This is a genomic window from Betaproteobacteria bacterium, assembly GCA_016791345.1.
Classification (GTDB): Bacteria; Pseudomonadota; Gammaproteobacteria; order Burkholderiales; family JAEUMW01; genus JAEUMW01.
In genome coordinates, this window is sequence record JAEUMW010000064.1 from 1 (window position 1) to 12,757 (window position 12,757).

12 protein-coding genes and 1 pseudogene are annotated in these 12,757 nt (G+C 67.3%); 4 read left to right on the plus strand and 9 right to left on the minus strand.

Annotated elements, in window-relative coordinates; all coding sequences use genetic code 11:
* Nucleotides 1-187 precede the first annotated feature (187 nt).
* The 8 genes and pseudogenes from JNK68_02470 to JNK68_02505 form a co-directional block, all read right to left on the minus strand.
* Nucleotides 188-2,239: pseudogene (locus tag JNK68_02470) on the minus strand (sodium-translocating pyrophosphatase).
* 136 nt (nt 2,240-2,375) lie between these two features.
* Nucleotides 2,376-3,638 carry a 6-phosphofructokinase gene (locus JNK68_02475; protein ID MBL8539216.1) on the minus strand — a complete coding sequence of 421 codons (1,263 nt, stop codon included), beginning with the start codon at nt 3,636-3,638 and terminating at the stop codon, nt 2,376-2,378.
* A 59-nt stretch (nt 3,639-3,697) separates the two neighbouring features.
* Nucleotides 3,698-4,366, minus strand: coding sequence for an adenylate kinase (gene adk, locus JNK68_02480; GenBank protein MBL8539217.1), 669 nt, complete (start codon nt 4,364-4,366; stop codon nt 3,698-3,700).
* Between the two features lie 130 nt (nt 4,367-4,496).
* Nucleotides 4,497-5,255: a 3-deoxy-manno-octulosonate cytidylyltransferase gene (gene kdsB, locus JNK68_02485; GenBank protein ID MBL8539218.1), complete on the minus strand. Its 759-nt coding sequence runs from the start codon at nt 5,253-5,255 to the stop codon at nt 4,497-4,499.
* A 48-nt stretch (nt 5,256-5,303) separates the two neighbouring features.
* On the minus strand, nt 5,304-5,501 hold the full coding sequence (locus tag JNK68_02490) for a Trm112 family protein (protein ID MBL8539219.1): 198 nt from the start codon (nt 5,499-5,501) through the stop codon (nt 5,304-5,306).
* Nucleotides 5,501-6,511 carry a tetraacyldisaccharide 4'-kinase gene (locus JNK68_02495; GenBank protein MBL8539220.1) on the minus strand — a complete coding sequence of 337 codons (1,011 nt, stop codon included), beginning with the start codon at nt 6,509-6,511 and terminating at the stop codon, nt 5,501-5,503. Before JNK68_02495 ends, JNK68_02490 begins: the two co-directional genes overlap by 1 nt.
* Nucleotides 6,512-6,558: 47 nt before the next feature.
* Nucleotides 6,559-6,987 carry a biopolymer transporter ExbD gene (locus tag JNK68_02500; GenBank protein ID MBL8539221.1) on the minus strand — a complete coding sequence of 143 codons (429 nt, stop codon included), beginning with the start codon at nt 6,985-6,987 and terminating at the stop codon, nt 6,559-6,561.
* A 13-nt stretch (nt 6,988-7,000) separates the two neighbouring features.
* Nucleotides 7,001-7,612 (minus strand): MotA/TolQ/ExbB proton channel family protein, encoded by a 612-nt coding sequence (locus JNK68_02505; protein MBL8539222.1) that lies wholly within the window; start codon nt 7,610-7,612, stop codon nt 7,001-7,003.
* Nucleotides 7,613-8,067: 455 nt separating this feature from the next.
* Here JNK68_02505 and JNK68_02510 point away from each other — a divergent pair, with 455 nt between their 5' ends.
* Genes JNK68_02510 through JNK68_02520 form a run of 3 tightly spaced genes read left to right on the plus strand, consistent with a single transcriptional unit; the run spans nt 8,068 to nt 10,564 of the window.
* Complete coding sequence (locus tag JNK68_02510; GenBank protein MBL8539223.1) at nt 8,068-9,411, plus strand: exodeoxyribonuclease VII large subunit; 1,344 nt, start codon at nt 8,068-8,070, stop codon at nt 9,409-9,411.
* On the plus strand, nt 9,408-9,950 hold the full coding sequence (locus JNK68_02515) for a thermonuclease family protein (protein ID MBL8539224.1): 543 nt from the start codon (nt 9,408-9,410) through the stop codon (nt 9,948-9,950). Before JNK68_02510 ends, JNK68_02515 begins: the two co-directional genes overlap by 4 nt.
* The gene (locus JNK68_02520) at nt 9,947-10,564 is read left to right on the plus strand and encodes a hypothetical protein (protein ID MBL8539225.1); all 618 of its coding nucleotides are present in this window, start codon (nt 9,947-9,949) and stop codon (nt 10,562-10,564) included. The genes JNK68_02515 and JNK68_02520 overlap by 4 nt, the downstream gene beginning before the upstream one ends.
* Before the next feature lie 31 nt (nt 10,565-10,595).
* On the opposite strand, the gene JNK68_02525 is transcribed toward JNK68_02520, so the two are convergent.
* The gene (locus JNK68_02525; GenBank protein MBL8539226.1) at nt 10,596-12,182 is read right to left on the minus strand and encodes a L,D-transpeptidase family protein; all 1,587 of its coding nucleotides are present in this window, start codon (nt 12,180-12,182) and stop codon (nt 10,596-10,598) included.
* 342 nt (nt 12,183-12,524) lie between these two features.
* On the opposite strand from JNK68_02525, the gene JNK68_02530 reads away from it, so the two are divergent.
* On the plus strand, nt 12,525-12,757 hold a 233-nt coding region (locus JNK68_02530), incomplete at its 3' end, for an Rrf2 family transcriptional regulator (protein MBL8539227.1).

Genomic DNA, 12,757 nt, shown 5'->3' on the forward strand with positions numbered 1-12,757 from the left:
CCGCCACGACCGTGCCGTCCTTCTTCATCACTTCGGCGAAGTCGATGACGCTCTTCTTGCCGGCGTCGTTCAGCACGATCTGGCCGACCTCGAAGAAGACCTTGACCGGTACCACGGCTACGGCGACCGGGGCGGTCGTGCCGTGCGACGCAGCGGGCGCACCGGTGGCGTGACCACCGCCGGCGCCGCCTATCAGCGGCACGATCAGCAGTGCCACGATGTTGATGATCTTGATGAGCGGGTTGACGGCGGGGCCGGCGGTATCCTTGTACGGGTCGCCGACGGTGTCACCCGTCACCGCGGCCTTGTGCGCATCCGAGCCCTTGCCGCCGAAGTTGCCGTCCTCGATGTACTTCTTGGCGTTGTCCCACGCACCGCCGCCGGTCGTCATCGAAATGGCGACGAAGAGGCCCGTGATGATGGAGCCCATCAGCACGCCACCGAGCGCTTTCGGACCGAGCAGCAGGCCGACGACGATCGGCACCAGCACCGGCAGCAGCGACGGAACGATCATCTCCTTGATGGCGGCCTTGGTGAGCATGTCGACCGCGCGCGAGTAGTCGGGCTTGGCGGTGCCCGCCATGATGCCCGGGATCTCCTTGAACTGACGACGCACCTCGACGACGACGGAACCGGCGGCGCGACCGACCGCTTCCATGCCCATGGCGGCGAAGAGGTAGGGGATGAGGCCGCCGATGAAGAGACCGACGATCACCATGTGATCGGACAGGTCGAAGCGCAGCACGCTGCCGCTCGACTCCAGCGCGTGCGTGTAGTCGGCGAACAGCACCAGCGCGGCGAGGCCGGCGGAGCCGATGGCGTAACCCTTCGTCACTGCCTTCGTGGTGTTGCCCACGGCGTCCAGCGGGTCGGTGATGTCGCGCACCGCTTTCGGCAGCTCCGCCATCTCGGCGATGCCACCGGCGTTGTCGGTGATCGGACCGTAGGCGTCAAGGGCGACGATGATGCCGGTCATCGACAGCATGGAGGTGGCGGCGATGGCGATGCCGTACAGACCGGCGAGCCAGTAGGAGACGAGGATGGCGAGGCAGACCGCAAGCACGGGCCAACCGGTGGCGCGCATCGACACGCCGATGCCGGCGATGATGTTCGTGGCATGGCCGGTGGTGGATGCCTGCGCGACGTGGCGCACCGGCTGGAAGTCGGTGCCGGTGTAGTACTCGGTGATGACCACCATGAGGCCGGTGAGAACCAGGCCGACGATGGCGGAAAGATAGATGCGCATCACCGAGAGTTCGGGATACTGCACGGCGATGTTGCCCATCAGCCATTGGGTGATGGGGTAGTAGGCGATGGCCGCGATCACGCCAGCGACGATGAGGCCGCGGTAGAGCGCGTTCATGATCTTCTTGCCGGGCGTTGCTTTCACGAACATGGCGCCGATGATCGAGGCGATGATGGAAAGGCCGCCGATGGCGAGCGGGTACACCACCGCGTTTGCTGAGATCTCGGGGTTGGAAAAGAGCAGGGCGCCGAGCAGCATGGTCGCCACCGTCGTCACCGCGTAGGTCTCGAAGAGGTCCGCAGCCATGCCGGCGCAGTCGCCGACGTTGTCGCCCACGTTGTCGGCGATCACCGCGGGGTTGCGCGGATCGTCCTCGGGAATGCCGGCCTCGACTTTGCCGACGAGGTCAGCACCGACGTCCGCACCCTTGGTGAAGATGCCGCCACCGAGTCGCGCGAAGATCGAGATGAGCGAGCCGCCGAAGGCGAGTCCGACCAGGGGCTTCACCACTTCCGACACCGGTGTGTCCGGAGCGGCGCCGCCGAGCAGGACGGCGTAATAGCCGGCCACGCCGAGAAGACCCAGGCCAACCACCAGCATGCCGGTGATGGCGCCGCCGCGAAAGGCCACGGTGAGGGCTTCGTTGAGGCCGCTGCGCGCGGCTTCGGCGGTGCGCACGTTGGCACGCACCGAAACGTTCATGCCGATATATCCGGTGAGGCCCGATAGCACGGCGCCCAGGAGGAAGCCGATTGCGGTCGGCCAGCCCAGTCCGGGTGTGAATCCGATCACGATGAACAGGATGATCCCGACCACCGAAATCGTCGTGTACTGGCGGTTCAGATATGCCGAAGCGCCCTGCTGGACGGCGGAGGCGATTTCCTGCATGCGCGGATTGCCCGCGGGGCGCGCGAGGATCCATTTGATGGACACCGCGCCGTAGAGAATGGCGATGACCGCGCACACGAGCGCGAATGTGAGACCTGCTCCCATGAGACTCCCCTATCTGGAAGAGAAAAACAGCCGACCGCGCCCTGGCTGCCTGGCGCGGTCTTCGTCCCTGAAAAACGCCGGATTCTACCGATCCTGGGCGTTCGGTGCCAGCCGGACGTTGCCCCGGCCGTGAACCTCAAACCTTGAAAGTGGTCGACAGCTTCTTCGCGGCCGGAGCATTCTTGAGGCGGACGTAGTCGGGCAGGCCGTCCACGTAGGGCGGATAGTCCTCGCCGCCGATAAGGGGCTCGAGATAGGTCCGGCACTTGCGCGTGATGCCGAAGCCATCTTCGGTGATGAAGTCCTCCGGCATGAACTTCTCCTTGTTCGCGACATCCTTCAGGTCCGCCAGCTCGATCTTCCACTTGTAGGGACGGTTCGAGACGCGCTTGATCGCGGGCATCACCGAGTTGCGTCCCTTGAGCGCTGCCTCGACCGCTGCCTTGCCCGTGGCATAGGCCTGCGCGACGTCGGTCTTGGATGCGATGTGGCGCGCCGCCCGCTGCAGGTAGTCGGCGACCCCCCAGTGGAACTTCATGTTGAGGTTGTCCTTCACCATGTTGGCGATGACCGGTGCCACGCCGCCCAGCTGGGCGTGGCCGAAGGCATCGCGCAGACCCTGGTCGGACAGGAACTTGCCGTCCGGGCCCTGCACGCCTTCCGAGACCACCACGGCGCAGTAGCCCTGCTCCTTGACCATGGCCTCGACCTTGGCGAGAAACTTCGGCTGGTCGAACTTCACCTCAGGGAACAACACCAGGATGGGCAGATCGCCTTCCTTCCGCGCTGCGAGCGCGCCGGCGGCAGCGATCCATCCAGCATGGCGACCCATCACCTCGAGCACGAAGACCTTGGTCGACGTCTTGCACATCGAGGCCACATCGAAGCAGGCTTCCAGGGTGGAGACGGCGATGTACTTGGCGACCGAGCCGAAGCCCGGGCAGTTGTCGGTGATCGGCAGATCGTTGTCGACCGTTTTCGGGACGTGGATCGCCTGGATCGGGTAGCCCATCGTCTCGGCGAGCTGCGAAACCTTGAGGCAGGTATCGGCGGAATCGCCGCCGCCGTTGTAGAAGAAGTAGCCGATGTTGTGCGCCTTGAAGACTTCGATCAGGCGCTCGTATTCGGCGCGGCTCTGCTCCAGTCCCTTCAGCTTGTAGCGGCACGAGCCAAAGGCGCCAGAGGGCGTGTAGCGCAACGCCGCGATCGCGGCATCGGATTCCTTGCCGGTGTCGATGAGGTCCTCCTCCAGCGCACCGATGATGCCGTTGCGGCCGGCGTAGACCTTGCCGATCTGGTCCTTGTGCTTGCGCGCCGTTTCGATGACGCCGCAGGCGGATGCGTTGATGACGGCGGTGACCCCGCCGGACTGAGCGTAAAAGGCGTTTCGCTTCGCCATGGTGATGCTCCCTCCCTGGGAGTGCTAGGTAATCCGCGGGTTGCGGTCTTTGCGAGTCGCTAACCCAATGCGGCAAAAATCTGATCGCGGATGTTTTCGACCGAACCGATGCCGGGAATCCTGACGTGCTTCGGCGCACCAGGAGCGCCGGAGGCGGCCCAGTTCGCGTAATAGTCCACGAGCGGTTTGGTTTGGCTGTGGTAGACCGCGAGGCGCTTGCGCACGGTCTCTTCGCGGTCGTCCTCGCGCTGCACGAGGTCTTCGCCGGTGGCGTCGTCCTTGCCGGCGACGCGTGGCGGATTGAAGACCACGTGATAGGTGCGGCCGGATGCCAGGTGCACGCGCCGGCCGCTCATGCGCTTGATGATCTCGGCGTCGTCCACGTCCACCTCGACCACGTAGTCGATCGCCACACCGGCCTCGCGCATCGCCTCGGCCTGCGGGATGGTGCGCGGGAAGCCGTCGAACAGGAAGCCGTGTGCGCAGTCGGGCTGCTTGATGCGATCCTGCACTAGCCCGATGATGACGTCGTCGGGTACGAGACCGCCGGCGTCCATCACCTTCTTCGCGGCGAGTCCGAGGGGGGAGCCGGCCTTGACCGCGGCGCGCAGCATGTCGCCGGTGGAGATCTGCGGAATGCCGTACTTCTGCGTGATGAATCCAGCCTGGGTACCCTTGCCCGCGCCGGGCGCGCCGAGCAGGATCAGGCGTAGCGAACGGTCAGCCATGAACGCGGGCTCCGATGTGATGCGCTGATTGTTGTCGGCCCGTCTGCGCCGGCATGCGCCGGGCCTCCTCCTTCGTTATTCTTACGATTATATGCGCATCGGCCGCCGTTGTGGCGTCGTTGCCAGCGATTCAGGACGTGAATGACATCCGGGCTGTGGCGAGATCCTCTGCCGTATCCACTCCCGCGGCCGGCGCGTGGTGCACGACGGCGACCGCGATGCGGTGGCCGTGCCACAGGGCGCGCAACTGCTCCAGCGCCTCGAACGCTTCGAGTGGGCAGGCGGCGAGGTGCGGATAGGCCTTGAGAAATCCCGCTCGATAGGCGTAAAGACCAATATGCCGCAGCGCCGGCAACCCACGCGCCAATGCCGTGTCGCCCGCCAGTTCGGCATCACGTGGAAACGGAATCGGCGCGCGCGAGAAGTACAGCGCATAGCCGGCGTCGTCCAGCACGACCTTGACGACGTTCGGGTTCACGAAGGTCTGGCGATCGCCGATCGGGTGTGCCGCCGTCGCGATCGCGGCCGACGGATGCAGGGCGAGGTGTTCGGCCACGGCCGCGATCAAGGCCGGGTCGATCAGCGGCTCGTCGCCCTGCACGTTGACCACGATCTCGTCATCGGCGAATCCCTCGCGGGCGGCGACTTCGGCGATGCGATCGGTGCCGGTGGCGTGGTCACGGCGGGTGAGCATGCAGCCGACGCCGTGCGCTGCGCAGACCTCCGCGATGCGCTCGTCGTCGGTCGCGACGATCACCCTGCTTGCGCCGCTCGCGAGCGCGCGCTCGGCGACGCGCACCACCATCGGTTTGCCGGCGATGTCGAGCAGGGGCTTCCCCGGCAGGCGCGTCGAAGCAAAACGCGCCGGGACGACGGCGATGAAGTTCATGTGCAAGGGTCGGGCGAGGGGATGAGGCAGGAGTCGCGAGAAAACGACCTAGCGCTTCTTCCTCCAGCCCTCGATTTCCTCGGGCGTGAGGCGGCGCGCGTCGTCTTCCAGCATCACTGGAATGCCGTCGCGGATCGGATAAGCGAGCCCGCTTTCCACGGACACGAGCTCCTGCGCGGTCTTGTCGTAGAGCAGCGGTCCCTTGCAGATCGGGCACACCAGCAGGTCGAGCAGCTTGGCATCCATTATTTTCCCTGGAGGTGTTCCATCACGAGTTCATCGAGGCCGGGTGCGAGCTGCGCCTCGACCATGAGCGCCCACCAGTGGGCACGCGCGAAGCCCGCGCATTTTACCGCATCTTTTTCAGTCATCAGGACGGGCGCATCGTCGCCGAAGTCGAAGTCCTCGGCGCGGTAGGTGTGGTGGTCGGGGAAGGCGTGCGGGGTCACCTGCAGGCCGTGACCGACGAGATCGTCGAAGAAGCGCCGCGGATTGCCGATGCCGGCCACGGCGTGCACCGGCTGCCCGCGAAACTGCGCGAGGTCGCCGATCTTGGCAGGGCGCACGAGGTTGCACAGACGCGTGCCCGCAAGGCGCATCGCGAACGACGACGTCGCAGCGGCAAGCGTCGGTGCGGACGAGGACGCTGCGTTCACCACCACCGCGGTAACGTGCGCAAGCCGCGACACCGGTTCGCGCAGGGGGCCGGCGGGGAGCGGCAGCCCGTTGCCGTGACCGCGCTGACCGTCGACGACGGCGATCTCGACGCGGCGCGCGAGGCGATAGTGCTGCAGGCCGTCGTCGGCGATCAGCACGTCGCACGCCGGGTGTGCGTCGAGCAGGCGCGTGCCTGCCGCGACGCGGTCGGCGCCCACCCAGACCGGACAGCCGCTCGCGCGCGCGAGCAGCAGCGGCTCGTCGCCCACCTCCGTCGCACTTGCCGCGGCATCCACCGCGGCGGGCGCGCCCGCGCGGCGACCGTAGCCGCGACTGAGGATCCCGGGGGTGTAGCCGCGGCGTTGCAGCGCCGCGGCGAGCCAGAGCACGAGCGGTGTCTTGCCGGTGCCGCCGACCGTGAGATTGCCGACCACGATGACGGGCACGCGCAGCGCGACCGTGGGCAGCAGTCCGGCCCGGTAAGCCCCGCGGCGCAGCGCGGAGAGCAGCGCGAACAGACCTGCGAGCGGCAACAGGGCGGCTGCCACGAGCGGCCACACCGGCGTTGCGCGATACCAGGTCCGCTCCAGCAGATTCATCGGTGCATCCTGGGGCCCCACCCCCGAGCCCCGGCGCGCACGATGCGCTATTTGCTGCCGGAACGCGACTGCGTCGTGAAGGTGATGCGCCCGAAGCCGGCGACGCGGGCCGCTTCCATGACCTGGATGACGGACTGGTGTGTCGCGTTGGCGTCGGCGTTGATGATGATTACCGGATCGGTGATCTCGCCGGCGGCCTTCTTGAGCTCGGTCGCCAGACCGTCGACGGTCGTGAAGGCGACCGGCGTCTTGTTCACGACGTAGCGTCCGGTCGTATCGACCGCCACGTTGATCTGCTCCGGCCGATCGAGCGGCTTCTCCGCGTCCGCCTTCGGCAGATTGATCTGCAACTCGGAAAAGCGCGAATAGGTGGTGGTCACGGTGAGGAAGATCACGATGACGAGCAGCACGTCGATCATCGGGATCAGGTTCACTTCCGGGTCGTCGTGCCGAGCCCCTCTGCGGCGGAAGTTCATGGCTGCGCGGGCCTCAGACCTGGCGCTCGCCGTGCACGACTTCCACGAGCTTGATCGCCTGCTGCTCCATCTCGACCACCAGCGTGTCGACCTTGGCGCGGTAGAAGCGATAGAAGATGAGCGCCGGCACGGCGACGATGATGCCGAAGGCCGCGTTGTAGAGCGCGACCGAGATGCCGTGCGCGAGCTGCTGCGGGTTGGCGATGCCGGCCCCGGTCTGCGCGCCGAAGATCTCGATCATGCCGATGATGGTGCCGAGCAGGCCGAGCAGGGGTGCCATGGTGGCGATGGTGCCGAGCGTGGTGAGGAAGCGGTCGAGTTCGTTGCTGACGCCGCGCCCGGACTCCTCGATCGACTCCTTCATGATCTCGCGCGAGCTCTTCACGTTGCGCAGACCCGCCGCGAAGATGCGCCCCAGCGGGGAGTCGCTGGCGAGCCGGGTGAGCATCTCCGGCGTCACGCCATTCTGCTGGAATTCGTGGACGACCTGGGACAGCAGATTCTTCGGCGCCACCGCGCTCTGCCGCAGGGACCACGCGCGCTCACCTATAATCCCGAGCGCCACGATGGAGCAGAGGATGATCGGCCAGATGGGCCAGCCCGCTGCCTGGATGATGTCGATCACCGCACTGTTCCCGAATTTGCGAAAGGCGGAAATGTATCCTCGTAATGGCGTCTCCGCAACCTTGGCAGGGGATTGCGGCCGGCCCTGTGGAATACCGGCCGGGAGTCCTGCCCTTTTCCACATTTGCTGTGGATAACTTTGTGTGTAGTTTGTAAAAAGCATGCTTAAGTCGGGTCTGGCAAAAGAGTTTTCTTCCTGCGCCCAAAAAGTGCCCGCGATTTTTTGCTTGCATATCATCCATTTGGGGAAACTGCCCCGATTTACTTGGGTTTGCGGCAGATCGTCGATGGCAAGGCCCCGGTGTGTGGATGTTTTTGCAGCGCGGGGAGGCGCGGAACCCTGCTCTGGCGGGCATTTGGCACGGTACGGCGGTGAGAAATGGCGTGCTTCCTCGCTCTCCCGCACGCGTGCCGCGCAGACCCGCGCCGCGTCTGGCTTCGCGAGCCGCACTTAGCATGGAAAGCCTGTTTGCCGGCACCCGTGACAGCGTCATTAGCGTGGCGGAGCTGAATCGCGCGGCGCGCGGTGCGCTCGAAGCTACCTTTCCCTTGCTGTGGGTGGCGGGCGAGGTGTCCGGTTTCCTGCGTCACGGTTCCGGTCACTGCTATTTCACGCTGAAGGACAGGGACGCCCAGGTCGGTTGTGTCATGTTTCGCCAGCGCGCCGCGCTGCTCGGGTCGCTGCCGGCCAACGGCGAACGGGTCGAAGTGCTGGCGCTCGTCACGCTGTACGAGGCGCGCGGCCAGTTTCAGCTCAATGTCGAGACGCTGCGTCGCGGCGGCATCGGCGCCCTGTTCGAAGCGTTCGAGCGGCTCAAGGGCAAGCTCAGGAACGAAGGGCTGTTCGACGCGGCACGCAAGCGCACCCTGCCGCGCTTTCCGCGCACCGTCGGCGTCGTGACGTCGCGCGAAGGAGCGGCGCTGCGCGACTTTCTCACGACGCTCGCGCGGCGCATGCCGGGTATCGCTGTCCGCGTCTATCCAACCCCGGTGCAGGGCGAAGGCGCCGCTGTGCGCATTGCGAATGCACTGCGTGCTGCCGGCGAGCGGGCGGAGTGCGACGTGCTGGTGGTATGCCGCGGCGGCGGCAGCATCGAGGATCTGTGGGCATTCAACGAGGAGTGCGTGGCGCGCGCGATTGCCGCCTCGCCGATCCCCGTGGTGAGCGGGGTCGGCCACGAGACCGACTTCACGATCGCCGACTTCGTCGCCGACCTGCGCGCGCCGACGCCGACGGCGGCCGCCGAGCTCGTCAGCCCCAATCGTGCCGAGCTTGCCGCGGGCCTTGCCGAATACCGCCAGCGGCTCGGGCGGGCGGCGCGACGGCGCCTCGAGCAGCGGATGCAGCAGGTCGACTATCTCGGCCGGCGGCTCTTGTCCCCGGTCGATCTGCTGCGTCGGCGCGCGGCGCAACTGGCGCACCTGGCGAGCCGGCTGCGCGGCGCCCGGGCGCGCACGCATGCGGCGGCCGTGCATCGACTTGCGCTCGCCGCGCAGCGCCACGCGGCGTGCCGCCCCGAGGTGCTGCAGCGCGCCCGTCGTCTGGAGATCCTCGATCACCGGCTGCGCAGCGCTGCCCGCCGCCTGCTCGAACGTCGGGGCGACGTCGTCGGCCGCTTGGCCGCCCAACTCGCGCATCTCGACCCGGCCACCGTGCTCGCCCGCGGCTACGCCATCGCGCGCCGCCAGGACGGCAGCATCGTGCGGGCGGCCTCCGCGGTGAGCATCGACGAGCGGCTGTCGCTGACCTTCGCGGCGGGCAGCGCCGAGGTCCGGGTCGAGCAGAAGCGCCCGGCGTGAGCGGGGCGCTGCTCACCCACCGGCGGTGGGTCGCGCTGATCGCGCTGCTGCAGGCGTTGTGGCTATGTGGCGCCCGCGCCGAGTCGGAAGCGCTCACCGGGCGCGTGCTGTGGGTCGACGACGGCGACAGCCTGGAGTTGCGCGACGACTGGGGGCGGCGTTTCCGCGTGCGCCTGCGCGGCATCGACGCACCCGAGCGCTCGCAGCCCTATGCGAACGTCTCGCGGCGCAATCTGATGCAGCTCGCGCGATCCCGCCCGGTCACCATCGTTTACGACGGCATCGACAAATACGGGCGGCTGCTCGCCTGGGTCTACGTCGATCAGGGGGTGAGTGTGAACCTGCGCCAGGTGGAGGCGGGGCTCGCCTGGCATTACGTGTTCCCGGGGCGTCCCTGGACGGCGGACGACGACCTCCTGGCACAGGCCGAGCGGGAGGCGCGGGCGGCAGGGCGCGGCCTCTGGGCGCAGCCGCAACCACAACCGCCCTGGGCTTTCCGCCGCGAGCACCGGGACGAGCCGCGGCGTCCCGTGCAATGAAGCGGTGCACGGTTGGTGCGCTGACGCTCGGCGCCGTGCTGGCAGCGACGACCGTGTCGACCCAGGCTCAGGCGCTTTTCGACCGTCGCCCCGTGCTCATTGCCGATCCGGTTCCCGGCCGCTTCTCCGTGTGCCACGGGCACACCTGTTCGGTGGTCGTCACCGTTGGCCTGTCCGCCGCCGAATGGCAGCGCGTGCGGAGTGTTTTCGCGCCTTCGCCGCCGGATGCCGCAGCGGAGCGCGGACGCATCGCCGCCGCCATCGCGCTCATGGAGGACATGGTCGGCACGTATACGGGAACCTGGCGCGACCTGGGCGGCGACGTGAGGGGTTTCGCGCGACCGGGTCAGATGGATTGCGTCGACGAGGCCACCAACAGCACGACGTATCTGCAGATGCTCGCCGCAGACCATTTGCTCGAGTGGCACACGGTCGGGCCCGTCCTCAAGCGCGGTCACCTGCTGTGGGGTGTACCGCACGCGACCGCGGTGATCGTGGAGACGGCGTCGGGGGGGATGTGGGCGGTGGACTCGTGGTTTCTCGACAACGGCCTGCCGCCCTATATCGTGCCGTATCGCGTCTGGCGCAAGAACTGGTATCCCGAGTCCAATTGAGTGCCGGAAGACAGCCGCCCGGAGTTTGCCGTCAGTGCACGGCGAGCGTGCGCTTGGCCAGTGTCTGCGCGAGCGTGGCGTCGTAGCCGTAGATGTCGGGGAGGAAGCGGATCCTGTCCTGCGCGTCGACCACGGTGGTCGTGTAGAAGATGAGGATGGGAATGGGCTCGCTCACGTTCACGCGCAGGGGCTGCGGCAGGCTCATGGACGCACGGATGCGCGTGGCATCCCACGACGGACGGCCCTCCAGCGCGAACTGCGCGAGCGCCACCGGATCGGCGACGCGGATGCAGCCGTGGCTGAGGTCGCGGCGCGTGCGGCTGAAGAGCTTGGGCGACGGCGTGCTGTGGAGATAGACGTCGTGCACGTTCGGAAACATGAACTTCACGCCGCCGAGCGCGTTCTTCGTCCCGGGGCGCTGGCGCAGCCGCAGCGCGCCGCGCTCGAGTTCGGACAGGGTCGCGGCGTCGAGTTCGGTGCGCACGCCGTTGCCGACGACTTCCATGCCCTCGCGCGAGAGATAGCCCGGATCCGCCTTGAGCTTCGGCAGCAGTTCCTTGACTGCGATGCTCCGCGGCACGTTCCAGTACGGGCTGAAGTCCAGGTACGCGACATCGCCGGCGAATATGGGTGTCGGCGTCTTCTCCGCGCGGCCGACGATCACCGGCATCTCGAGCAGCGGGTGCGCGCCGGCCTGCATCGGGTCGAAGGCAACCAGCTTGAATTCCGGAATGTTCACCACCAGGAAGCGGCCGGTCGGCTTCGACGGAAGCCAGCGCAGGCGCTCGAGCGCGATCTCGATCTGTCGCACGCGTTCCGCGACCGGGCGGTTGAGTTCGGCGACCGTCGCTTGCCCGAGCACGCCATCGTCGGCGAGCCCGTGACGGTACTGGAAGCGTTTGACTGCATCGATCACGCTCCCGGAATAGCGATCAGCGTCGCGCCGCTTGAGCGCGGCGGCGTCGAGATCGCCGAAGGCCACGAGCCGCTCCTTGAGTTGCGGCAATCCCGCGAAGACGGTGCCCGGTGCGATCTTGCCGGACGGCACGGGAACCAGCGGCAGCGCCGGTCCCGCCGCGAGCACCTGATACTGCGCCAAGGCGCGGAGCAGACCGGCATAGAGCGGCAGATCGGGTGCCGCGCTGCCGATGCTGGCCGCGAGGCGGTCGCCTTCGAGGCCGCGCTGCAGCAGCGCGGCGATGTCCACGGGGCGTGCCTCGACCTGAAGATCCGGATAGATCCGGCGCGGGTCGACGCGGCCGTGGGCGAGATGCGACGTGTAACGCACCAGCGCCAGCGTGAGTTCGGCATCGAACACCGCAAGATCGTGGGCGGATGCGGCGTGGTCGCCGTGCTGCAGCGTCACGAGCCGCGCGCGCAGGTAGGGTGCGCCGTAATCGGCGCTCGCGAGGCCTTGCTGGTCGGCTCGTTCGAGCAGGGAGACGGCTTCTTCGGCTTGGCGCGTGGGACGGCCGTCGACGACCCAGGCGGGTGTGAAGCCGCGGGTGGCGTAGAACCTCAGCGCTTCTGCATCGTTTGCAGTCGGCGCGGCTGCCTGGGGCAGGGATGCGTGGTGTGCGAGCAGCGCCTGCAATTCCGCTGCGACGTCCACCGACATCACTGGCACTGCCCGGGAGTGCGCGGACGCACAGGCAATCAGTGCCCAAGCCAGGAAGAGGACGGTTCGACGCGCGAGACCCCGATTCATCTCGAACTCAGCCCCCAACGGGGGGCTCCGGTGATGGTAACCCCCTAATTATACGGGGTCGCTGTCGGCGCACCGCAGCATCCGAGCGTCGGCTTCCACTGCCGCCCCCAACCGGCTGACGGGGAGCCGTACGCAGCGTGCTTGCCTGTCCATCCATAGAGGACTAAAATTGTCCCCGTTCGTGGTGTACGGCGGGACCAGGAGTGGTCTGCCTGGCATCGCGGCCGATATCCGACCACCCCGGTTGCTCCCATGCTCAGACTCAGCAAGCTTACCGACTACGGCACGGTCATCATGACCTTCATGGCGCGCGCCGAGGGGCAGGTTCACAGCGCGCACGAGAGCGCCGAGCAGGTGGGCATTTCCGCGCCCACCGTGAGCAAGGTGCTGAAGATGCTCGCGCGCGACGAACTGGTGGTTTCGACGCGCGGTTCGCGCGGTGGCTATGTCCTCGCGCGACCGGCCGCTGCCATCACCATGGCGGA

Excerpts from the sequence above, each read along its gene's own strand:
- JNK68_02525 (MBL8539226.1), bottom strand. The coding sequence starts at position 12,182 with ATGTCGGTGGACGTCGCAGCGGAATTGCAGGCGCTGCTCGCACACCAC.
- JNK68_02510 (MBL8539223.1), top strand. The coding sequence starts at position 8,068 with ATGGAAAGCCTGTTTGCCGGCACCCGTGACAGCGTCATTAGCGTGGCG.
- JNK68_02520 (MBL8539225.1), top strand. The coding sequence starts at position 9,947 with ATGAAGCGGTGCACGGTTGGTGCGCTGACGCTCGGCGCCGTGCTGGCA.
- JNK68_02495 (MBL8539220.1), bottom strand. The coding sequence starts at position 6,511 with ATGAATCTGCTGGAGCGGACCTGGTATCGCGCAACGCCGGTGTGGCCG.
- kdsB (MBL8539218.1), bottom strand. The coding sequence starts at position 5,255 with ATGAACTTCATCGCCGTCGTCCCGGCGCGTTTTGCTTCGACGCGCCTG.
- JNK68_02490 (MBL8539219.1), bottom strand. The coding sequence starts at position 5,501 with ATGGATGCCAAGCTGCTCGACCTGCTGGTGTGCCCGATCTGCAAGGGA.
- adk (MBL8539217.1), bottom strand. The coding sequence starts at position 4,366 with ATGGCTGACCGTTCGCTACGCCTGATCCTGCTCGGCGCGCCCGGCGCG.
- JNK68_02500 (MBL8539221.1), bottom strand. The coding sequence starts at position 6,987 with ATGAACTTCCGCCGCAGAGGGGCTCGGCACGACGACCCGGAAGTGAAC.
- JNK68_02475 (MBL8539216.1), bottom strand. The coding sequence starts at position 3,638 with ATGGCGAAGCGAAACGCCTTTTACGCTCAGTCCGGCGGGGTCACCGCC.